This is a genomic window from Caballeronia sp. GAFFF1 (genome assembly GCF_023630705.1).
GTDB lineage: Bacteria > Pseudomonadota > Gammaproteobacteria > Burkholderiales > Burkholderiaceae > Caballeronia.
On sequence record NZ_JALQEM010000016.1, the window covers coordinates 42174 to 64813 of the forward strand.

A 22640-nucleotide genomic window follows, 5' to 3' on the forward strand; every position below is an offset into this window, starting at 1 on the left:
AACGGTCAGGGGAAGTACTTGTCCAGCAAGGCTTGCGCGATGGCGTCTGTTTGCGCGTCGGCGTCGCCCGCGTAGTCCGAGGGCCGGAAGTGCATCTGGAACGCGCCGAAGACGCGGCGCGTCTTCTCGTCGAGCATGCCGTCGGTGGCGACGTCGTAGCCGTAGCGCTTGAGCTTTTCCTGCAACGCGCGCACGTCGCACGGCGCTTTGGGATCGCGGCCCGCAAGGCGCGCGGCGACGGCGGCATCGTCGGGCCATGCGCCGATCCCCGCCTCGTACAGCGTGCGCCAAGGAAAGAGCGGACCCGGGTCGATCTTGCGCTGCGGAGCGATGTCGCTATGGCCGACCACGCGCGTGGGCGGAATGCCGTAACGCTCGACGATGTCGCGCGAGAGCTTCACGAGCGCATCGACCTGCGCGGGCGGATACGGCTGCCAGGTGCGGCCGGCGGGGGTATCGATCGGTCCGAGGTTCACGTTCTCGATGCCGATCGACGACGCGTTCAGCTCCGTCGCGCCCTGCCAGTAGCTCTGGCCGGCATGCCACGCGCGCTTGTCTTCCGGCACGAGTTGATAGACGACCGGCTCGCCGTTGTGGATGCGCGGCGCGTCCGGCACGACGTAGTGGACGCTGACCTCATCGCCCGTGAGGACGGCGAGCGAGCGCGCTTCGTCGATTTCCGTGTAGTGCATGACGAGGAAACGCACGCGCGAATCGGCGTTTTTCGCGTGGTGCTGCGTGTCGGCGATGTAGGTGCCGCGGTTTTGCATGGTGGGGGTGCAGGCGGTAACAAGAGCGCAGGCGAGCGCGAGAATGACGAGGCGAAGCATGCGAAACACCTTACTTCTTCACCATCCTCTGACGCACTGCCTCGAACAGGCACACCCCGCTCGCCACCGACACGTTGAGGCTCTCCACGGCGCCCGCCATTGGGATATGCATGATCTCGTCGCACGTCTCGCGGGTGAGGCGGCGCATGCCCTCGCCTTCCGCGCCCACGACGATTGCAACCGGGCCGTCGAGCTTCGTCTCATAGACGCTCGCCGTCGCTTCGCCCGCCGTGCCGATCACCCAGACGCCGGCGTCCTTCAGTTCGCGCAGGGCGCGCGCCAGATTCGTCACCGTGATGTACGGCACGCTTTCGGCCGCGCCGCTTGCCACTTTGGCGGCGGTCGCGTTGAGGCCGGCCGAACGGTCGCGCGGCGCGATGACCGCATGCGCGCCCGCCGCGTCCGCGACACGCAGGCATGCGCCGAGATTATGCGGGTCGGTGACGCCATCCAGCACGAGCAGCAACGGCGTTCCCGAGATGCCGTCGAGCAGTTCGGCGAGGTTCTGCGCGAGCGGCAAGTCGTGCGCGCGGGCCACGACGCCCTGATGCTGGATATTGCCCGCGAGGCCCCACAGACGCCCTTCGTCGGCGGCGATCAGGCGCACGCCCGCGTCCTTCGCGGCACGCAGGAAGTCCTGCATGCGCCGGTCCTTGCGAGTGGGGTCGTACAACACTTCCTCGATCGACGAGGCGTCCGCCCGCAGGCGCGCCGTCACCGCGTGGAAACCGTAAAGAACCTTGAGACGTGACATGACTGATTCGAACTCTCGTGATAACCATGAAAAGCACGACGCGGCCCGGCGCAAAGGGCACCGGACCGCGCGTATTCGTTGACGCGATGAGCGCCGGCTAGCGTTTCTTGCGCGCCGGCCGCCCCTGCGCCGCCGATTTCGACGCCGAGTTCGACGACCCTCCGCGTTTCTTCGCCGCGCCGCCACGCGCCGCCGGTGACGCGCCCTTCTTCGTGCCGCCGCGCTGACGCGTGCCCGGGGTGTCGTCGTTCAGCGGACGGATGCGCGGACCCGTTGCGCCATTCGCGCCCGAGGCGCCGTGATCGCCCGCGCCCGACGACGAACGCGGCGACGGCTTCACCGGCGTATCGCGCACCAGGCGGAAGTCGATCTTGCGCGCATCGAGGTCGACGCGGCCCACCTGCACGCGCACGCGGTCGGTCATCCGGTAGCGGATGCCGGTGCGCTCGCCGCGCAGCTCGTTCTTGATCTCGTCGTACTGGAAGTAGTCCGAGCCGAGTTCGGTCACATGCACGAGCCCTTCGATGAAGAGCGAATCCAGTTGCACGAAGATGCCGAACGACGTCACGCCGTTCACCATGCCGCCATATTCCTCGCCGAGCTTGTCGCGCATGAAATAGCACTTGAGCCAGGCTTCGACGTCGCGTGACGCTTCGTCGGCGCGACGCTCGTTCGACGAGCAATGCAGGCCGAGCTCTTCCCACACCGCAACGCTGTTGCGCGCCCGGCCGCGCGCGCTGTCGTCGGCCAGTTGCATTTCGCGCGCGGCTTTCGTCAAGCCCGTGCTCAGCGAAACTTCATGGCCGATATCCGGCACGTATTTCTTGCCCTGCAGGATCGCGTAAATGGCGCGATGCGTGAGCAGGTCGGGATAGCGGCGAATCGGGCTTGTGAAATGCGCATACGCCTCGTACGCAAGCCCGAAGTGACCGATGTTGTCCGGACTGTAGACGGCCTGCTGCATCGAGCGCAGGACCATCGACTGAAGCATCTGCGCATCGGGCCGGTCGCGGATCTGCGCGATCAGCGCCGCGTAGTCGCTCGCGTGCGGCTTGTCGCCGCCCGTCAGCGTCAGGCCGACGCCGCGCAGAAACTGCCGCAGGTTCTCGAGCTTTTCCTCGGTCGGCCCCGCATGCACGCGGTACAGGCCCGGATGCTTGTTGCGCTTCAGAAAGTCCGCCGCGCAGACGTTCGCCGCGAGCATGCACTCTTCGATCAGCCGATGCGCGTCATTGCGATGGCGCGGCAGAATCTGCTCGATCTTGCCCTGCGAGTTCACGACGATATACGTCTCGGTCGTATCGAAGTCGATGGCGCCGCGCTTCTGACGCGCCGCGTGCAGCGCCTTGAAGACGCCATACAGATTCTGTAGCTGGGGCACCAGTTCCGCACGGCGCGCGGCCTCGGGGCCCTTGGTATTGGCGAGCACGGCCGCGACTTCGGTATACGTGAGCCGCGCCGCCGAGTGCATCACGCCCGGATAGAACTGATACGCCTTGATCTCGCCGCGCGCCGTGATGACCATGTCGCACACGAGCACGCAGCGGTCGACGTCCGGGTTCAGCGAGCAGAGCCCGTTCGAGAGCTTCTCGGGCAGCATCGGGATCACGCGCCGCGGGAAGTACACCGACGTGCTGCGGTCCAGCGCGTCGACATCGAGCGGCTCGTTCGGGCGCACGTAATGTGACACGTCGGCGATCGCCACGAGCAGACGGAACCCTTGTCCGCGGCCGACGGCGACGGGCTCGCAATACACCGCGTCGTCGAAGTCGCGGGCGTCTTCCCCGTCGATCGTGACGAGCGGCACATCGCGCAGATCCACGCGATGCCGGATGTCCACCGGCCGCACTTCGTCGGGCAGCTTCGCGGCCGCGGCGAGCGCGGCATCGCTGAACTGATGCGGCACGCCGTACTTGCGCACCGCGATCTCGATTTCCATGCCGGGATCGTCGATGTCGCCGATCACTTCGGCCACGCGCCCGAGCGGCTGAGAATGGCGGCTCGGGAAGTCCGTCAGATCGACGGACACGACCTGCCCGACTTTCGCCTTCTTCGGGTTCTGCGTGATCAGAATGTCGTGGCCGATGCGCTTGTCTTCCGGCACGAGAATCAGCGCGCCGTTTTCATTCACGAGCCGCCCGATGATGCGCTTGTTCGCGCGGTCGGTGACTTCGACGATATGGCCTTCGGGCCGCCCGCGCCGGTCATAGCCGACGATGCGCGCGAGCACGCGGTCGTTGTGCATGACCTTCTGCATTTCGCCGTTGGGCAGGAAGAGATCGTCCTGGCCGTCATCGCGGATCAGAAAACCGAAGCCGTCGCGATGACCCTGCACGCGCCCCGCGACGAAGTTCGACGGATGCGTGAGCTGATAATGGCCGCGCTTGTCGAGCCGGATTTGCCCGTCGCGTTCCATGGCCGCCAGTCGCTTGAAAAATCCTTCGCGCTCCTGGCGCTTGATCGACAGGGCCTCGGCGATGTCGTTCGCGGAGTGAGGCGTTTCGCTCGTGCGCAGCACGCCGAGAATCTCTTCGCGGCTGGGAATCGGATACGGATATTTGCTCAAGGGCTTAATAGAGTTCTTCTCGTTGGACTGGACTTTCGCCGTGTTTTGCCGTTAGTCGTGCGGCAATCGTTGAAATCATTCTAACACTGCCTATTGTGGGGACTGCCGGCGCGGCCGCGCTCGCGCGTTGCGAGTGCAGCAAACGCTGGCCCCGCCGCGACCGGCGATGAAACGCTTGACAGCGGCTCCCGTCTCGCTATAATGGCGTTCTTTGCTGCTGATGCAGACAAAACGCACCCTTGCCCAGGTGGCGGAATTGGTAGACGCACTAGGTTCAGGTCCTAGCGGTGGCAACACCGTGGAGGTTCGAGTCCTCTCTTGGGCACCAGATGTCAGGAAACGCCACCTTCGGGTGGCGTTTCCTTTTTATGCGGAGACCGTGCTTTTCGGCTCCTGCCAGTCGTGAAGCGCAGTTGACACGGCTCGGCTTCCCGCTAAAATAGCGGGCTCGCTGTACCCCTTGGCCCAGGTGGCGGAATTGGTAGACGCACTAGGTTCAGGTCCTAGCGGTGGCAACACCGTGGAGGTTCGAGTCCTCTCCTGGGCACCAAGGTCCCTTTCTCGCGAAGAGCCCCACGCATATGCACGTGGGGCTTTTTGTTTTCTGCGCGCGGTTTTCTTTCTATACGCGGCTTCGCTTTGCTTTCGTTTTTATTCGGCTTCTGACCCGGATTAAAGCGAAATGAATGGATCGGCCGCGTTCTCGTCTTCTCTCTATCAGTAACGGTCAGCACGCTCTTAAACAGCGGCGTACACTCGTTGTGCCCGCGTGGCCGCCACGACCGCCGCGTGCCGATGCCGAATCGCGCATCGCGTGAGCCGCATCGCAACCGCATTGCATATCAAGCTGATCAATACTGATTCGGAGACCGAGGCGATGAGTTGGACGCGAGAACAAAGAAACGTAACGATTGCCGCTTATCTCGGCTGGACGCTGGACGCATTCGATTTTTTCCTGATGGTTTTCGTCCTGAAGGACATCGCCGCGGAATTCAACACAAAGATTCCCGAAGTCGCGTTTGCCATTACGCTCACGCTTGCGATGCGTCCCATCGGCGCGCTGATTTTCGGCCGGCTCGCGGACAAGTTCGGCCGCCGTCCGACGCTGATGGTCAATATCGCGTGTTATTCGTTGCTGGAATTGCTATCCGGCCTCTCGCCCAACCTGACGACGCTTCTCATCTTGCGCTCGCTTTTCGGCATCGCGATGGGCGGTGAATGGGGCGTCGGCTCTGCCCTGACGATGGAAACCGTGCCGCCCAAGGCGCGCGGCTTCGTGTCCGGCTTGCTGCAAGCCGGTTATCCGAGCGGTTATCTGCTCGCGTCGATCGTCTTCGGCGTGCTGTACCAGTTCGTCGGCTGGCGCGGCATGTTCTTCGTCGGCGTGGCGCCTGCGCTGCTCGTGCTTTATGTTCGAGCGCATGTGCCCGAATCTCCCGCATGGCGAGCGATGGAAAAGCGCAAGCGTCCCGGCCTTCTCGCGACGCTCAAACAGAACTGGACGCTTTCCCTTTACGCGATCGTTCTGATGACCGCATTCAATTTCTTTTCGCACGGCACGCAGGATCTTTATCCGACGTTTCTGCGCGAACAGCACCACTTCGATCCGCATACGGTGTCCATCATTACCATCGTGCTGAATATCGGCGCGATTGTCGGCGGATTGTTTTTCGGGTCGTTGTCGGAGCGAATCGGGCGGCGCGTCACCATTTTTATCGCCGCACTGATTGCATTGCCGGTGCTTTATCTGTGGGCATTCTCAGTAACTCCGGTTGCCCTGGCAATCGGCGCGTTTCTGATGCAGATATCGGTGCAAGGCGCGTGGGGCGTGATTCCGGTGCATTTGAACGAGATATCGCCCGATGAAATTCGCGCCACTTTTCCCGGGCTCGTGTATCAACTCGGCAATTTGCTCGCCGCAATCAATGCGACGATGCAGGCGTCGATTGCCACTTCTCACGGGAACAACTACGGCATGGCGATGGCGATCGTCGCAGGTACGGTTGCGGTGGTGATTGCGGGGTTGATTTTCTTCAGCCGGGAACGCAGGGGCATCGATATGACCCGGTCGGCGGAGGAAGTAGGGGCGACGGGATAGGGCTTGGGGCGTGCGGAGAGCGTCTGGCGAACCTGCTGGACGCGTCGCCCGACGACTCCCGCTTGCGCTCGACGGAAGAATGCTCGCGATTCGCCGTTTACACCTGGCCACTCCGGCACCGTCAAACGGCAAGAGACGTCATGACGCAAGCGCCTGCCCGCCGCATTCTGTACGTGACGCTCGCGTGCGCGCTGTCAGCGGCGATTACCGCTAGCCCGGCGCCCGCCCGAGCGACTACGCAGTCAGCGATCAACGAAATCGCCACCCAGACTGCCGACCAGCAAGCCCAATGGCTCGCACGCGCCGCCGCTGACGGCACGCTCGCGCGCCTCAGCGACGAAGAACTCGTCGCCCTCTTCCGTGCGCTCGATCCCGCGACGCTGGCGCGCTACCTGCGCGACGGCTTAGTCCGCTATGCGTCGTGCGAATTCACGATTCTTCGACGCGAGCGCATCGGCGGAAAATGGCCCAAGCGGCCCGACCACATGCTCGTGCGCGTCACGCGCGAACCGCTGCGCGTCTACGCCAGATGGTTGCCCGATGGCGCCCATGCGGGCCAGGAAGTCATCTACGACGAGTCCAAGCGCCCCGCCGAGCTCTACGGCCATGCCGGCGGCTTGCTCGGTGTGGTGTCGATGTGGACATCGCTGAACGGACCGCTCGCCCGCGCGCAATCGAACCATTCGATCCGCGAACTCGGCATCGATGCCGTGACGCAGCGTTTTATCGACGAAGGCAGGAAGTTCGCCGACGCCGGCATCACGCAGCCGTCGGATGTCGCAGTCGCGGCGGTCAATGGCGCGCGCGTTGTCGCGCTGACGTATGTCGCGCCGGCCGGGCAGCCCGGCTTCTATGCGAAGCGCGAAGTGATCGACCTCGATCTCGAAGCGCCGCTCATCCGCGCAGTCGAATCCTTCGACAACGAAGGCAGAGTGTTCGAAAGCGTCATCTTCGAGCACATCGAGCCGAAGGTGTTCGACGGCCTCGCATTCGATCCGCGCAACCCCGACTACCGCTTCTGAACCTCACGCTGACTGCGTGACATGCGCTGTAACACGCGCATCCCTGCCAACGCGCAGTGTTTAAGTCTCGCCTAAGTTTCGGCCGATACGCTTGCCGCACTTCATCATCGACATCCACGACGCCGCTCTGTCCGCGGCGCGAATCGTCATGTAAACCAAGGAGTTCGCGCATGAACCTCCGCTCTGCTTCGGCTCCCGTGCGAGCCATCAAACGGCTTTTGAGTCATCACGAGATCGCCACGCTGCTCTTGCTGATGCACGCGCCGATCGACGCGATGGCCGCGCCGCCCGATGTGACCTCGCTGCAGGAATACGGCTACGTGGAAATCGTCTCGCCCGGCGCAGACGGTCCCAAGGTGCGCCTCACCGAAGACGGCAACGCCGTCCTGCGCGGCCTGGGCGTCAGGTAAGCGCCCGTCTTTGCGTCGCGATCTCTGTAATAATCGGTCGACGTTCTTAACCGACCGAGGAGTGATTCGCGATGCCCGCCATGGAACCCATCGTTCAACGTGTGCTGCTGACCAACGACGACGGCATCGACGCGCCCGGCCTGGCTGTGCTCGAAGCTGTCGCCGCAGAGCTCGCACACGAAGTCTGGGTCGTCGCGCCCGAGCACGATCAGAGCGGCACTTCGCACTCCATCAGCCTGCATTCGCCGCTGCGCATCTCGCGTCAAGGCGAGCGGCGCTTCGGCGTTCAGGGCACGCCCGGCGATTGCGTCGTGATGGCCGCGCGGCATCTCATGAAAGACGCGCCGCCGACGCTCGTGTTGTCGGGCATCAATCGCGGCGCGAACCTCGGCGTCGAGACGATGTTTTCGGGCACCGTCGGCGCGGCGATGACGGGCCTTCTGCTCGGCCTGCCTTCGATTGCGCTCAGTCAAACCTTCTCCGACCGCGAAAGCGTGCGCTGGGATACGGCGCGCGCGCTCGCGCCCGGCGTGATCCGGCAGTTGCTGGCCATCTCACACGACGCGCCGACGTGTCTCAACGTCAACTTCCCGGACTGCGATGCGTCCGCGGCCGGTCCGCTCACCGTGACGCGACAGGGCGTCGGGCTCGTGGAAGGCATCGACGTGCTCGATGAAACCGATCCGCGCGGCATCGACTACTTCTGGCTGAGATTCCAGCGCGGTCAGCGCGAGAACGCGCCCGACAGCGAAACCGCCGTGGTCGCGAGCAAGCGGATTTCGGTGACACCGCTGCATTTCGATCGCACCGATTCGAGCACGTTCGCCACGCTTGAAGCCGGTCTGCGCGGCGGCGCGTAAGCCTAGAGCCTTTCCTCCCAGACGCGACCGGCGGTTTCTCGTATGCTGCGTCGGCAACGCGGCCGGCAACGGCTTCGGGCGCCACGATCACAAAAACAAGGAGGCAATATGAAGCACTTCGTCCGCATCGCGGCTGGCGCGCTCATCGCGATGTCGGCGGCGGGCGCGTTCGCGCAGACATCGACGCCCGTCGGCACCTGGCAAACCATCGATGACGCCACCGGCAAGCCGAAGGCAATCATTCAAATCATCGACGACGGCAGCGGGCAGCTCTCCGGCAAGGTGGTGCGCGGCATCGGCGAATTCGATCATCCGGACCGGCGCTGCACCGCGTGCACCGACGACCGGAAGGATCAACTGGTCAAAGGCATGACCATCATCACCGGCATGAAGCAGAACGGCGATACGTGGGAAGGCGGCCAGATTCTGGACCCGGAAAACGGCAAGCTGTACAAGTGCAAGATGAAGCCGGAAGACGGCGGGCAGAAGCTGGTAGTGCGCGGTTATATCGGCGTGTCGCTGCTCGGGCGCTCGCAAACGTGGGTACGGCAGCAGTAGCACTCTGCAATGCACTAGAAAAACGGGCGGAAGACTGCGTGTCTTCCGCCCGTTTCTTTTGGTTCAGCGCGCAGTTCAGGCTGCGTGACGGACCGGCTCATCGTCTTGCGGCGAGCGCGCCGCTGCGATGGCGCGCATCGGCTCCATGGTTTCCGCTGTCGCGACCGGCAATTCGGCCGGCACGCGCATGCGGGACGTCATGAGCCCGTACAGCGATTCACCGGCGGGGCCGAAGAGCTGCGTCATCACGCGCAGCAGCACGCCCGATTCATGCCACGCCTTGAAGCGCCGATGGCACGTCTGATACGACGGATATTTGCGCGGCAGCGTGGACCACGACGCGCCGCTATACATGACCCAGAGCACGCCGTTGAGCACAGCGCGGGTGTTGGCCAAAGGACGGCCGCGCAACTCCGAGCGCGGACGCAATTCCGGAAGCAGCGGTGCGACCATCTGCCATTCTTCGTCGGACATATCGCGGTAGGGTTTCACGGCATTCTCTCCAATTAGCTGCTGATTAACTGGCCAGAACGATACCGAGTGCCCTTCAACCGGCAAATCAGAGAGGTCCTAATCTTGAAAACCCGGCGAAAGCCTTATGCCATTTGGCTAGACGCCTGTTTTTGATTCTCGTATTAGCTCACGTGAGCGAAATGTTCGCGAGCCGCCGCGGCGCCTCCAGATACTCTTGCGACTGCATTTCGACGATGCGCGACACCGTGCGCGCGAACTCGTTCGCCATCGGCCCTTCGACGTACAAATCCTCGGCCGGCACCGCCGCCGACATCAGCAGCTTCACCTTGTGGTCGTAGAACACGTCGATGAGCCACGTGAAGCGGCGCGCCTCCGAGGCCATGCGCGGCGACATCTGCGGCACGTCCGAAAGGATGACCGCGTGAAAGCGATTCGCGATCTCCAGATAGTCGTTCTGCGAGCGCGGGCCGCCGCAGAGCGTCGCGAAGTCGAACCACACGACGCCATCGGCTTTACGCAGCGCCTTGATCTCGCGCTTTTCGATATGCAGGATCGGGCTTTCGTCGGGCACGGCCGCGAGCTTCGCGTAATCCGCGCGCAACGCCTTGTCCGCCGCCGCGCCGAGCGGCGTGTGATACGCCTGCACTTGCGACAGCGTGCGCTTGCGATAATCGGTGCCCGCGTCGACATTGAGCACGTCGAGATTCTTCTTAAGCAACTCGATGGCCGGCAGCAGCCGGTCGCGGTGCAAGCCCTCCGGATACAGCGTGTCCGGCTGGTAATTGGACGTCATCACGAACTGCACGCCGTTGTTGAATAGACGGTCCAGCAGGCGATACAGAATCATCGCGTCGGCGATATCCGAGACGTGGAATTCGTCGAAGCAGATCAGCCGATAGCGCTTCGCGATGCGGCGCGCCAGTTCGTCCAGCGGATCGGCTTGGCCTTTCAGTTCTTCCAGTTCCCGATGCACTTCGCGCATGAACTCGTGGAAATGCAGGCGCGTCTTGCGCTGCACCGGCACGACGGCGTAGAAGCTGTCCATCAGAAAACTCTTGCCGCGCCCGACGCCGCCCCACATGTACACACCGCGCGGCAACTCCGGATGCACCAGAAACTTCCTGATCGCGTTCGAGCGTCGCGCCTTGTATGCCACCCATTCTTCGTAGCAGCGTTGCAGGCGAGCGACCGCCGCCAGCTGCGCTTCGTCGGACTGGTAGCCCCGCGTGCGCAGTTCGTTTTCGTAGTATTCGGTGACGTTCATCTTCTGCCGTTCGATGTGACGAAGGCGAGCGGTTTGATCCGCTCGCCTTCGTGTGCGATGCCCTGCTGGTTGCCCGAAGTCGAGCCGAATTACATGTTCAACGCGCGCTTGTCGACCGCGAGTGCCGCTTCGCGCATCACTTCAGACAGCGACGGATGCGGATGGCAAATGCGGCCGAGGTCTTCCGACGCCGCCTTGAACTCCATCGCGACGACCGCTTCCGCGATCAGATCCGACGCGTCCGCTGCAATGATATGCACGCCGAGAATCTCGTCGGTCTTCGCGTCCGCGATCATCTTGACGAAGCCTTCCGCCCGGCCGATGCCCAGCGCGCGGCCATTGGCCATCATCGGGAACTGGCCGGTCTTGATCTCGCGGCCTTCGGCCTTGAGCTGCTGCTCCGTCTTGCCGACCCACGCGATTTCCGGTTCCGTGTAGATGACCCAAGGCACGCAGTTGTAGTCGATATGCGGCTTTTGTCCGTCGATGATCTCCGCCACCGCCACGCCTTCGTCTTCCGCCTTGTGCGCGAGCATCGGGCCGCGCACGACGTCGCCGATAGCGTACACGCCCGGCACGCTCGTCGCGCAGTGATCGTCCACGTCGATGAAGCCGCGCTCGTTCGCCTTCAGGCCGATGCTTTCCAGAGCGAGGTTGTCCGTGTTCGGCACGCGTCCGACCGACACGATCAGGCGGTCCGCTTCCAGCGTTTGCGCGTTGCCCTGATTGTCCGTGTACGCGATCGACACGCCGTTGCCGGTCGCCTTCACTTCGCCGATCTTCACGCCGAGGTGAATGTCGAGGCCCTGCTTCTTGAACTGTTTGGCCGCTTCCTTCGCGAGCGATTCATCCGCTGCGGCGAGGAATTGCGGCAGCGCCTCGAGCACTGTCACTTCAGCGCCCAGACGTCGCCACACCGAGCCGAGTTCCAGACCGATCACGCCCGCGCCGATCACGGCGAGCTTCTTCGGCACGGAATCGAACGAGAGCGCGCCTTCGTTGTCGGCGATCAGCTTGTTGTCGACCGGAATGCCCGGCAGATGACGCGCCTTCGAACCCGTAGCGATGATCACGTTCTTCGCCGTGACGGTTTCCGTTTCACCTTCGCCCGACACTTCGATCTGCACGCCGGCGTCCGTCTTGCCGGTGAACTTGCCATGACCCTTGAGCCACGTGATCTTGTTCTTGCGGAACAGGAACTCGATGCCCTTGGTCATCTTTTCGACGATGCCGTCTTTACGCGCCAGCATCTTCGACACATCGAGCTTCACGTCCGATACGCTGATGCCGTGATCGGCCAGATGCTTCGACGTATTTTCGAATTCTTCCGAGGACGCGAGCAGCGCCTTCGACGGAATGCAGCCCACGTTCAGGCAGGTGCCGCCGAGCTTCAGCGCGCCGGCCGGGTTCTTCCACTTCTCGATACACGCAACCGTCTTGCCGAGTTGCGCTGCGCGAATCGCCGCGATATAGCCGCCCGGGCCCGCGCCGATCACGACGACATCAAATTCCTTGGACATGACTTTCCTTGAGTAGACCCCGCTCTTGCGGAGACGCCTTCGAGCGGTGCGCGCGAGCCTATCGCGCGCACCGAAGGCACTGTGTTCTTACAGGTCCAGCAGCAGACGGGCCGGATCTTCCAGCGCGTCCTTCATGGCGACGAGCGACAGCACGGCTTCGCGGCCGTCGATGATGCGGTGGTCATACGACAGCGCGAGGTAGTTCATCGGACGGATCACGATCTGGCCGTTTTCGACCACGGCGCGTTCCTTCGTCGCGTGCACGCCGAGAATCGCGGACTGCGGCGGGTTGATGATCGGCGTCGAAAGCATGGAGCCGAACACGCCGCCATTCGAGATGGAGAACGTACCGCCCGTCATTTCTTCGATCGACAGCTTGCCGTCGCGCGCTTTCGCGCCGAACTCTGCAATCTTCTTCTCGATGTCGGCGAGGCTCATCTGGTCCGCGTTGCGCAGGATCGGCACCACCAGACCGCGCGGCGAACCGACCGCGATACCGATGTCGAAATAGCCGTGGTAGACGATGTCGTTACCGTCGATCGACGCGTTCACGAGCGGGAACTTCTTCAGCGCGTGCACAGCCGCCTTCACGAAGAACGACATGAATCCGAGCTTCACGCCATGTTCCTTCTCGAAGCGGTCCTTGTACTTGTTGCGCAGGTCCATGACCGGCGCCATGTTGACTTCGTTGAACGTCGTCAGAATGGCGTTGGTTTGCTGCGATTCGAGCAGACGCTCGGCGATACGCGCGCGCAGACGCGACATCGGCACGCGCTGCTCCGGGCGATCCTTCAGCCACTGATCAGCCGATGCCGGCGCGCCGACTTGCGGCAGCGAAGGCTTCGCAGCCTTGGCGGGCGCAGCAGCCGGAGCCGATGCTTTCGCGGCAGCGGGTGCGCCGGCTTGCGCGGCGAGCGCGTCGCCCTTCGTAATGCGGCCGTCGCGGCCCGTGCCCGACACCTGGTCCGCCGACACGCCCTTCTCGGCCAGAATCTTGGTCGCGGCAGGCGACGTTGCGCCGCCCGTGACCGAACCACCCGTCGCGGAGGCGGTCGCTTGCGCGGTCGCCGACGACGACGCCACGGCCGGCTCCGCTTGCGGCGCGGGCTTCACTTCGGCGTCGCCAGCAGCGGCGGCTGCGGGCGCTTCGCCTGCTTTCGCTTCGGTGTCGATCTTCGCGATGATCTCGTCAGCCGCGACGATATCGCCGTCATGCTTGATGACCTGCGCGAGCACGCCAGCCGACGGCGCGGGCACTTCGAGCACGACCTTGTCGGTTTCGATTTCGATCAGGATTTCGTCCTGGGCGACAGCCTCGCCCGGCTTCTTCTTCCATTGCAGCATGGTTGCTTCCGAGACCGACTCGGAAAGCTGGGGAACCTTGACTTCTACGATAGCCATTTCTGTATTGTCCTAATGCGTTCTGTGTGTACGAGCGTCGGAACCGGCGCGCTTTGCGCACGCCGGTCCGATCAGGCAACGGTTACTTCGCGATGGTCTGCGCACCCTTCAGGCGGCCGAACGCGCCTTCAACCAGCGCCTTCTGCTGCTCGTAGTGCTTCGCGTAGTAGCCGACCGCGGGCGAGGCCGAAGCGGGACGGCCGCTGTAGGCCAGCTTCATCCCTTCCTTCATGCCTTCACGCAGATGGTGCTCGATGTAGAACCAGGCGCCCTGGTTCTGCGGCTCGTCCTGCACCCAGACCACTTCGGTCGCGTTTTCGTACTTCTTGAGCTCCGCGTCGAACTGCTTGTGCGCGAACGGATACAGCTGCTCGATACGCACGATGGCGATGTCGTTCGCCTTCGCTTCGCGGCGATGCGCGACGAGGTCGTAGTACACGCGGCCCGAGCAGCAAATCACGCGCTTGACCTTCTTCGCGTCGATGCTTTCGTCCACCTCGCCGATGACCGGCTGGAACGAGCCCTTCGCCAGTTCCGACAGGTCCGACACCGCTTCCTTGTGACGCAGCAGCGACTTCGGCGTGGCGATGATGAGCGGCTTGCGGAACAGGCGGATCATCTGACGGCGCAGCAGATGGAAGATCTGCGCCGGCGTCGTCGGCTGAACCACTTGCATGTTGTGGTCCGCGCACAGTTGCAGGAAACGCTCGATGCGCGCCGACGAGTGCTCCGGACCCTGGCCTTCGTAGCCGTGCGGCAGCATCATCGTGAGACCGGAGACGCGGCCCCACTTCACTTCGCCCGACGAGATGAACTGGTCGATCACCACTTGCGCGCCGTTCACGAAGTCGCCGAACTGCGCTTCCCACGCGACGAACGTGTTCGGTTCGGCGGTCGAATAGCCGTACTCGAAGCCGAGCACCGCTTCTTCCGACAGCACCGAGTCGATGACCGTGAACTTCGCCTGGTTGTCCGCGATGTTCTGCAGCGGAATGTACGTGCCGTCGTTCCAGCGCTCGCGGTTCTGGTCGTGCAGCACGGCGTGGCGGTGCGTGAACGTGCCGCGGCCCGAGTCCTGGCCCGTCAGACGCACGGCGTAGCCCGATGCCACCAGCGACGCGAACGCGAGATGCTCGCCCATGCCCCAGTCGAGCTTCGCTTCGCCACGGCCCATCGCGCGGCGATCGTTGATCACGCGCTCGACGAGCGGGTGAACCTTGAAGTTCTCCGGAATCGTCGTGATGCGCTCAGCGAGACGCTTCAGTTCCGCGAGCGGCACGGCCGTGTCGGCGGCGTCGGTCCACTTGCGGTTCAGGAACGGCACCCAGTCGACCGCGTACTTGCTCTTGTAGTTCGAGAGCACCGGGTCGATGGTGTGATGACCTTCGTCCATCGCCTGACGGTACGCCTTCACGTAGTTGTCGGCGTCTTCGGCCGTGATCACGCCTTGCTGCACGAGCTTCTCGGCGTACAGCGCGCGCGTGCCCGGATGCTTCGCGATGGTCTTGTACATCAGCGGCTGCGTGACCGCCGGCGTGTCCTGCTCGTTGTGGCCGAGCTTGCGGAAGCAGACGATGTCCACCACCACGTCCTTGTGGAACTTCATGCGGAAGTCGATCGCGAGCTGCGTGGCGAGCACGACTGCTTCGGGATCGTCGCCGTTCACGTGCAGCACCGGCGCTTCGATCATCTTGACGACGTCCGAGCAGTACAGCGTCGAGCGCGAATCGCGCGGGTCCGACGTCGTGAAACCGATCTGGTTGTTGATGACGATATGCAGCGTGCCGTGCGTGCCGTAGCCGCGCGTTTGCGCGAGGTTCAGCGTTTCCATCACGACGCCCTGGCCCGCGAAGGCCGCGTCGCCGTGAATCTGCACCGGCAGGACTTGAAGGCCTTCTTCGTCGCCGCGGCGATCCATGCGCGCCTTCGCCGAACCCTCGACCACCGGGTTGACGATTTCCAGGTGCGACGGGTTGAACGCGAGCGACAGGTGAACCGGGCCGCCTTCAGTCGCGACATCCGACGAGAAACCCTTGTGGTACTTCACGTCGCCGGCCGGCAGGTCGTCCACGTGCTTGCCTTCGAATTCGGCGAAGAGGTCCGCCGGCATCTTGCCGAGCGTGTTGACCAGCACGTTCAGACGGCCACGGTGCGCCATGCCGATGACGATTTCCTGCACGCCGTTCTTGCCCGCGTGACGCACGACTTCGTCCATCGACGCGATGAAGCTCTCGCCGCCTTCCAGCGAGAAACGCTTCTGGCCGACGTACTTGGTGTGCAGGAAACGCTCGAGGCCTTCAGCGGCCGTCAGGCGGTTGAGGATGTGCTTTTTCTTGTCGTTCGAGAAATTCGGCGTCGAGCGGATGGACTCTAGACGCTCCTTCCACCAGCGCTTCTGTTCCGGATCGCTGATGTACATGTACTCGGCGCCGATCGTGCCGCAGTACGTGTCACGCAATGCCTTGACGATCTCGCGCAGCGTCGCGCGCTCGAAACCGAAATACAGGTTCGTGGCGCTGTACGTCTGGTCCATGTCGGCTTCGGTGAAGTCGTAGAACGCAGGCTCGAGTTCGGGAATATGCGGACGCTCGCGGCGCTTGAGCGGATCGAGGTTGGCCCATTGCGAGCCGAGGAAGCGATACGCGCCGATGAGGGACTGAACGTAGACTTGCTTTCGCGCGGTGGCGAGATCTTCGGTGGCGCCTTCGCGCTGAACGAAGCCGTTGGACTTCGCGCGCTGAGCAAACGACTCGACGATCGGGCCGTGGGCCACGTCGTTGTGATTCGTGCCGTCCGACGCGGGCACGTTCTGCAACGCGTCGAAGTAGGCTCGCCAGGTCTCGGGCACTGACGCGGGATTATCGAGATATGCCTCGTACAACTCTTCGACGTACGGAGCATTACCGCCGAACAAATAGGAGTTCGACTGGAATTGCTTCATCATTTTACGCTCACCTTTCTTCGAGTTTCTCGAGGAAGTGCGGGTTACAAAACCTTCCGCGACACGGCCTGACCGTTTAGCGGATTGCGCGAATCAAGTCTGCTTGGAAGGACCTAAAAAGCGACAGCTAATCCGAATAGCATAGCACAGATGCATTCGTCATATGACCGGACGTCGCACCGTTGCGCAGGCATTCGCCCTTCTACAACGGGCATGTGCGGGCGTTTTCCGTCGATGCAAGTGCGCCGGTCATGCGTCATTGTCGGCTCCGATTGGCGATTCTTTAATGCTTCGCGGCGACCATCGAATGAAAAAAAGCCGCCCGAAGGCGGCTTTTGGATGCAACGTCGGAGGCGACTTACTCCGCCGATTCGCGGCTCGCGCGACGGCGCTCGTGTTCCTTCAGATGACGCTTGCGCAAACGAATGGACTGCGGCGTCACTTCGACGAGTTCGTCGTCGTCGATGAATTCGACCGCGTACTCCAGCGAAAGCTGAATCGGCGGCACGAGGCGCACGGCTTCGTCGGTGCCCGACGCGCGGACGTTGGTGAGCTGCTTGCCCTTGATCGGATTCACGACGAGGTCGTTGTCGCGGCTATGAATGCCGATGATCATGCCTTCATAGAGCGCATCGCCCGGCGACACGAACATGCGGCCGCGATCCTGCAGCTTCCACAGCGCGTAGGCGACAGCCGCGCCGTCGTCCTGCGAGATCAGCACGCCGTTGCGGCGCTCGCCGACCGAGCCTTCCTTGACGGGCGCATACGAATCGAACGTATGGCTCATCAGACCCGTGCCGCGCGTGAGCGTCAGGAACTCGCTCTGGAAACCGATCAGTCCGCGCGCCGAAATCTTGTATTCGAGGCGCGTGCGGCCGCGGCCGTCGGAGGTCATGTCGAGCATTTCGCCCTTGCGGCGGCCAAGCTCTTCCATGACGCCGCCCTGATGCTGGTCTTCGATATCGACCGTCAGGTTTTCATACGGCTCGCACTTCACGCCGTCGATTTCCTGCAGCACGACGCGCGGACGCGACACGGCAAGCTCGTAGCCTTCGCGGCGCATGTTTTCCACGAGAATCGTCAGATGCAGTTCGCCGCGGCCCGAAACTTCGAACGTCGTTTCGTCGCCGGTATCTTTCACGCGCAGCGCGACGTTGTGGTTCAGTTCCTTCGTGAGACGGTCGCGAATCTGGCGGCTCGTCACGAACTTGCCCTCCTTGCCCGCGAGCGGCGACGAGTTCACGAGGAAGTTCATCGTGAGCGTCGGCTCGTCGACGGTGATCATCGGCAGCGCCTCGGGATTCTCGGGCGAGCAGATCGTCACGCCGATGCCTATTTCCTCGATGCCGTTGATCAGCACGATGTCGCCTGCCTGCGCTTCCTCGACTTGCACGCGCTCGAGGCCATGGAACGACAGCACCTGATTAATCTTGCGATTGAGGATCGCGCCGTCCGGACCCGAGCGCACCGCGACCTGCATGCCGGGGCGGATGCGCCCGCGCGCGATGCGGCCCACGCCGATACGGCCGACGTACGTGTTGTAGTCGAGCGAAGTGATTTGCAGTTGCAGCGGGCCGTCCGGATCGGCCGGACGCACCGGCACGTGTTCGAGAATGGCTTCGAAAAGCGGACGCATGGTGCCTTCGCGCGTTTCCGGATCGAGGCTCGCGTAGCCGTTCAGGCCCGACGCGTAGACGATCGGAAAGTCCAGCTGCTCTTCGGTGGCGCCGAGCTTGTCGAACAGATCGAAGGTCTGGTTGATCACCCAGTCGATACGCGCGCCCGGACGGTCCACCTTGTTGATCACGACGATCGGCTTGAGCCCGAGCGCCAGCGCCTTCTTCGTGACGAAGCGCGTTTGCGGCATCGGGCCTTCGACGGCATCGACGAGCAGCAGCACGGAATCGACCATCGACAGCACGCGCTCCACTTCGCCGCCGAAGTCGGCGTGTCCGGGCGTATCGACGATATTGATGTGCGTGCCTTCGTATTCGACCGCGCAGTTCTTCGCGAGAATCGTAATGCCGCGTTCCTTTTCGATGTCGTTCGAGTCCATGACGCGCTCGGCGACTTGTTGATTTTCCCGGAACGTGCCCGACTGACGGAGCAACTGGTCGACGAGCGTGGTCTTGCCGTGGTCGACGTGGGCAATGATGGCGATATTGCGGAGGGCGCGAGTCATAAGAGGTATCTTGGTTGTGCGCCGTCGGAGCGAGGGCCGCCAAGCAGAACGCTCAATGGCTGATGGCTCGGCAGACCCTCGGATAAGCGTCACGTCACGCTTTTGCTTGGCGTGACTGCTGTGTGACTGCTCGGAATGACTCTTCGGGCCCGGCGCGGTGAGAACCGAAAATTATAGCACGCCGACGTAACAGCATCGAAGCGTGTCTATAGGGCACTGCGCTCCCGCGCCGATTGTTAAGCATACTCAGAAAAGACTGTTGCAGCGGAGGATTGACGTCCCTATAATCCTGCCTAGTCAACTATTGCACTCGCACAAATTTTCATGAGCGACGCTCCCAAATCCACGGCGATCGACAACTACGTGTTGAGCGAAAGCGTCGGCTATCTGCTGAGCCGCGTGCGCTCGACGCTGTGGAACATGGTGACGCAGCACACCACGTCCGAGCTCGGCATCACGAGCACGCAGGCGAGCATCGTCTTCATGCTGGCGGTTGGCAAGTGCCTGACGGCGGCGGATATAGCGCGGGAATACGGCATCGACGCGAGCGCGGTCACGCGCCTGATCGACCGGCTCGAAAAGCGCGGCCTGCTCTCGCGCGTGCGCAGCGAGGAAGACCGGCGCGTCGTGCGTCTCGCGCTGACGGCCGACGGCCGCGCGATGGCGGAAAAGGTGCCGGCCATCTTCACGCGCGTGCTGGACGCGTTGCTCGCCGGCTTCACGCCCGAGGAAGTCGGCTTTCTCAAGAGCATGCTCCGCCGCATTCTCGCCAATACGTGCGATCCTGCCGCGTGTCCCGCAGGCGGCAATGATAAGCCTGGTATGCCATTGCGCTGACAAGCAAATGGACCGGGGAATCCAGCTTGACCACCCAAGAATTGGTTGCAACGTCCATCTTTAACACTCATCTCAAGAGACGAGCGATGAAACACCTTTCCTTGTCCGCGTGCAGGCCGACAAGCGCCCTGCGCGGCGCGAAGAGCGCCGTGGCGGCCGCCGTGGCCGCCCTCGCGGTCGCAGGCTGCGCGAATTACGCGGGCATCTCGAGCGACAAGCAGATCACCACGCCCGACGCCTTGCAGTCGACGCAGAGCGTGCCGGGGCAAGGCGGCCAGTGGCCGAGCCTCGACTGGGCAAAGCAGTTCGGCGACCCGCAGTTGCCGCAACTGATCGACGAAGCCGTCGCGGACAATCCGAGCATCGCGCAGGCGCAGGCGCGCATCGCGAAGGCGTCGTCGTATATCGAAAGCTCGCGCTCGACGCTCTATCCGCACGTGAACGCCCAGTATTCATGGACGCGCGAGTTGTACTCGGCCAACGCGCTCTTTCCGCCGCCCTACGGCGGCACCTGGTTCAGCGAGAACAACGTACTCGCCAGCGCGTCGTGGGACCTGGACCTGTGGGGAAAGAACCGCTCGCGCCTGAACATGGCCGTCTCGCAACAGAAGGCGGCCGAGGCGGACATGCAGCAGGCGCGCGTGACGCTCGCGGCGTCCGTGGCGCGCACGTATAACCAGCTCGCCCTGCTCTACGCGCTGCGCGACGTCACGCAGCGCGAGATCGCCAATCGCCAGGACGTCGGCCGCATCACGAGCGGACGCGTGACCGCGGGCCTCGATACGAACGTCGAACGCCGCACTGCCGAAGGCAACGTGGCGACGAGCCAGACGAACCTGAGCGAACTCGACGGACAGATCCAGTCGGTGCGCTATCAGCTCGCGGCGCTGCTCGGCAAGGGCCCGGACCGCGGCTTGCAGATTGCGAATCCGGTGATCGATCCGAACGTCAACGTGACGCTGCCGGACAACGTGCCGGCCGACCTCATCTCGCGCCGCCCGGACATCGTCGCGGCGCGCTGGCAGGTCGAAGCGGCCACGCATGACATCGCGGAAGCGAAGGCCGAGTTCTTCCCCGACATCAATCTCGCGGCGAGCTTCGGTTTCGACGCGTTCGGATGGAGCCGCTTTCTGATGGCGAGCAGCCGGCAGATTCAGGCGGGACCGGCCATTCACCTGCCGATCTTCGATGCCGGCGCGCTGCGCGCCCAGCTGAAAGGCCGTTACGCGGATTTCGATAATGTCGTCGCCAACTACAATCAGACGCTCGTGAACGCGCTGAACGACGTGGCGACCAACATCTCCGCGATCCGCTCGCTCGACAGGCAGATGGCCGACGCGCAACGCGCGCTCGCCGCTGCGACAAGCGCCTATCAGTTGGCGGTAATTCGCTACAAGGCCGGCCTCTCGCCGCAACTGCAAGTGCTCACGGCGGACGAAAATCGCCTCGCGAACGAGCAGACGGTGACGAACCTGCGCCTGAAGCGCAGCGACCTGCAGATTGCGCTGATTCGTTCGCTCGGCGGCGGTTTCGACGCGACGAGCACGAACCTCGCCATCGACGGCAGCGGGCAACGGCAGGCCGCAGATCAAGCCGCGCCGTCGCACTGAGCGACTCGAAAGAACACGCAACAAGACCAACACGGAATTTTCGGAGCCCTTCATGAGCGACCCTCAACAAACCGCCGCCAACGCGCCTGCGCCGAAGCAGAGCAGTGGCAAGCGCCGCATGCTGATGACGCTGATCGTCCTCGTCATTCTCATCGCCGCGATTGCATACGGCCTGTACTACTTCCTCGTCGCCCGCTTCCACGAGTCGACGGACGACGCGTACGTCAACGGCAACGTCGTGCAGATCACGCCGCAAGTAGTCGGCACCGTGGTATCCGTGAACGCCGACGACACGCAGACCGTGAAGGTCGGCGATCCGCTCGTGGCGCTCGATCCGGCCGATTCCAAAGTCGCGCTCGACCAGGCGGAAGCGAATCTCGCGCAGACGGTGCGGCAGGTTCGCACGTTCTTCGTCAATAACAACCAGTACGAAGCGCAAGTCGCGCTGCGCAAGTCGGACTTGTCCCGCGCGCAGGACGACCTGCGCCGCCGCCTGACGGTTGCCCAGACGGGCGCGGTCTCGCAGGAAGAAATCTCGCACGCACGCGACGCCGTGCGCAGCGCGCAGGCCGCGCTCGACGCCGCGCAGCAGGAACTGGCCTCGAACCGGTCGCTGACGGCGAACACGACTATCGCGGACCATCCGAACGTGCTCGCCGCAGCCGCGAAGGTGCGCGACTCGTACATCAACTACGCGCGCAACACGCTGCCCGCGCCGGTCACGGGCTACGTCGCGAAGCGTTCGGTGCAGGTCGGCCAGCGCGTCGCGCCGGGCAATCCGCTGATGGCCATCGTGCCGCTCAACGGCGTGTGGGTCGACGCGAACTTCAAGGAAGTACAACTGAAGCACATGCGCATCGGCCAGCCGGTCGAGCTCACGGCCGACCTTTACGGCTCGGGCGTCGTGTTCCACGGCAAGGTGATCGGCTTCTCGGCCGGCACGGGTTCGGCGTTCTCGCTGCTGCCCGCGCAGAACGCGACCGGCAACTGGATCAAGGTCGTGCAGCGCCTGCCGGTGCGTATCGAACTCGATCCGAAGGAACTGGAGCAGCATCCGCTGCGTATCGGCCTCTCGATGAACGTCGACGTCACCATCAAGGACGAGCAAGGCGGCCAGCTGGGCAACGTGCCGAACACCGTCTATCAGACGAACGTGTTCGACAAGTACGGCGCCCAGGCCGACGCGGAAATCGCGCGCATCATCCAGCAGAACGCCGGCAACGGCGCGGGTACGCAAGGCACGGGCTCGCCCGCGGCTTCGCGCGGCAACGCGACGAAGTCCGCGTCGGCCGCCAAACTGATGTAAGCGGCCG

General features: G+C 63.4%; 17 protein-coding genes and 2 tRNA genes. 10 read left to right on the plus strand and 9 right to left on the minus strand.

Features of this window, described 5'->3' with window-relative positions; translation table 11 throughout:
• Positions 1–5: 5 nt before the first annotated feature.
• The 3 genes from NCR37_RS07685 to rnr form a co-directional block, all read right to left on the minus strand.
• Positions 6–830: an N-acetylmuramoyl-L-alanine amidase gene (locus tag NCR37_RS07685; RefSeq protein WP_250472483.1), complete on the minus strand. Its 825-nt coding sequence runs from the start codon at positions 828–830 to the stop codon at positions 6–8.
• A gap of 10 nt (positions 831–840) precedes the next feature.
• Positions 841–1584 carry a 23S rRNA (guanosine(2251)-2'-O)-methyltransferase RlmB gene (gene rlmB / locus NCR37_RS07690; protein WP_250472484.1) on the minus strand — a complete coding sequence of 248 codons (744 nt, stop codon included), beginning with the start codon at positions 1582–1584 and terminating at the stop codon, positions 841–843.
• A 97-nt stretch (positions 1585–1681) separates the two neighbouring features.
• The gene (gene rnr / locus NCR37_RS07695) at positions 1682–4150 is read right to left on the minus strand and encodes a ribonuclease R (protein ID WP_250472485.1); all 2469 of its coding nucleotides are present in this window, start codon (positions 4148–4150) and stop codon (positions 1682–1684) included.
• Between the two features lie 241 nt (positions 4151–4391).
• On the opposite strand from rnr, the gene NCR37_RS07700 reads away from it, so the two are divergent.
• The 7 genes from NCR37_RS07700 (at position 4392) to NCR37_RS07730 (ending at position 9098) form a co-directional block, all read left to right on the plus strand.
• Positions 4392–4478: transfer RNA gene (locus NCR37_RS07700), tRNA-Leu, on the plus strand.
• 135 nt (positions 4479–4613) lie between these two features.
• Positions 4614–4700: transfer RNA gene (locus NCR37_RS07705), tRNA-Leu, on the plus strand.
• A gap of 327 nt (positions 4701–5027) precedes the next feature.
• Positions 5028–6248: an MFS transporter gene (locus tag NCR37_RS07710; RefSeq protein ID WP_250472528.1), complete on the plus strand. Its 1221-nt coding sequence runs from the start codon at positions 5028–5030 to the stop codon at positions 6246–6248.
• A gap of 140 nt (positions 6249–6388) precedes the next feature.
• Positions 6389–7270 (plus strand): DUF1571 domain-containing protein, encoded by an 882-nt coding sequence (locus NCR37_RS07715; RefSeq protein WP_250472486.1) that lies wholly within the window; start codon positions 6389–6391, stop codon positions 7268–7270.
• A gap of 170 nt (positions 7271–7440) precedes the next feature.
• Entirely contained in the window at positions 7441–7680 is a 240-nt protein-coding gene (locus NCR37_RS07720; RefSeq protein ID WP_175940487.1) for a hypothetical protein, read from the plus strand.
• 71 nt (positions 7681–7751) lie between these two features.
• Entirely contained in the window at positions 7752–8540 is a 789-nt protein-coding gene (surE, locus tag NCR37_RS07725; RefSeq protein WP_250472487.1) for a 5'/3'-nucleotidase SurE, read from the plus strand.
• Positions 8541–8648: 108 nt separating this feature from the next.
• A complete protein-coding gene (locus NCR37_RS07730) occupies positions 8649–9098 on the plus strand; it encodes a DUF2147 domain-containing protein (RefSeq protein ID WP_250472488.1) in 450 nt (149 codons plus the stop codon).
• A gap of 75 nt (positions 9099–9173) precedes the next feature.
• On the opposite strand, the gene NCR37_RS07735 is transcribed toward NCR37_RS07730, so the two are convergent.
• From NCR37_RS07735 to typA, 6 genes are all read right to left on the minus strand, one after another.
• Positions 9174–9590 (minus strand): transposase, encoded by a 417-nt coding sequence (locus NCR37_RS07735; protein WP_250472489.1) that lies wholly within the window; start codon positions 9588–9590, stop codon positions 9174–9176.
• 148 nt (positions 9591–9738) lie between these two features.
• A complete protein-coding gene (gene zapE / locus NCR37_RS07740) occupies positions 9739–10836 on the minus strand; it encodes a cell division protein ZapE (RefSeq protein WP_175940491.1) in 1098 nt (365 codons plus the stop codon).
• Between the two features lie 89 nt (positions 10837–10925).
• Entirely contained in the window at positions 10926–12356 is a 1431-nt protein-coding gene (lpdA, locus tag NCR37_RS07745) for a dihydrolipoyl dehydrogenase (RefSeq protein ID WP_250472490.1), read from the minus strand.
• 87 nt (positions 12357–12443) lie between these two features.
• A complete protein-coding gene (odhB, locus tag NCR37_RS07750; protein WP_250472491.1) occupies positions 12444–13757 on the minus strand; it encodes a 2-oxoglutarate dehydrogenase complex dihydrolipoyllysine-residue succinyltransferase in 1314 nt (437 codons plus the stop codon).
• Positions 13758–13839: 82 nt separating this feature from the next.
• Complete coding sequence (locus tag NCR37_RS07755; protein ID WP_250472492.1) at positions 13840–16701, minus strand: 2-oxoglutarate dehydrogenase E1 component; 2862 nt, start codon at positions 16699–16701, stop codon at positions 13840–13842.
• Positions 16702–17056: 355 nt separating this feature from the next.
• Positions 17057–18880 (minus strand): translational GTPase TypA, encoded by a 1824-nt coding sequence (typA, locus tag NCR37_RS07760; RefSeq protein ID WP_250472493.1) that lies wholly within the window; start codon positions 18878–18880, stop codon positions 17057–17059.
• A gap of 324 nt (positions 18881–19204) precedes the next feature.
• On the opposite strand from typA, the gene NCR37_RS07765 reads away from it, so the two are divergent.
• The 3 genes from NCR37_RS07765 to NCR37_RS07775 all read left to right on the plus strand — a co-directional run bounded on the left by NCR37_RS07765 (position 19205) and on the right by NCR37_RS07775 (position 22633).
• Complete coding sequence (locus NCR37_RS07765; protein WP_250472494.1) at positions 19205–19717, plus strand: MarR family winged helix-turn-helix transcriptional regulator; 513 nt, start codon at positions 19205–19207, stop codon at positions 19715–19717.
• 86 nt (positions 19718–19803) lie between these two features.
• Positions 19804–21327: an efflux transporter outer membrane subunit gene (locus NCR37_RS07770; RefSeq protein ID WP_250472495.1), complete on the plus strand. Its 1524-nt coding sequence runs from the start codon at positions 19804–19806 to the stop codon at positions 21325–21327.
• Between the two features lie 52 nt (positions 21328–21379).
• Positions 21380–22633 (plus strand): HlyD family secretion protein, encoded by a 1254-nt coding sequence (locus tag NCR37_RS07775; RefSeq protein ID WP_250472496.1) that lies wholly within the window; start codon positions 21380–21382, stop codon positions 22631–22633.
• Positions 22634–22640 lie beyond the last annotated feature (7 nt).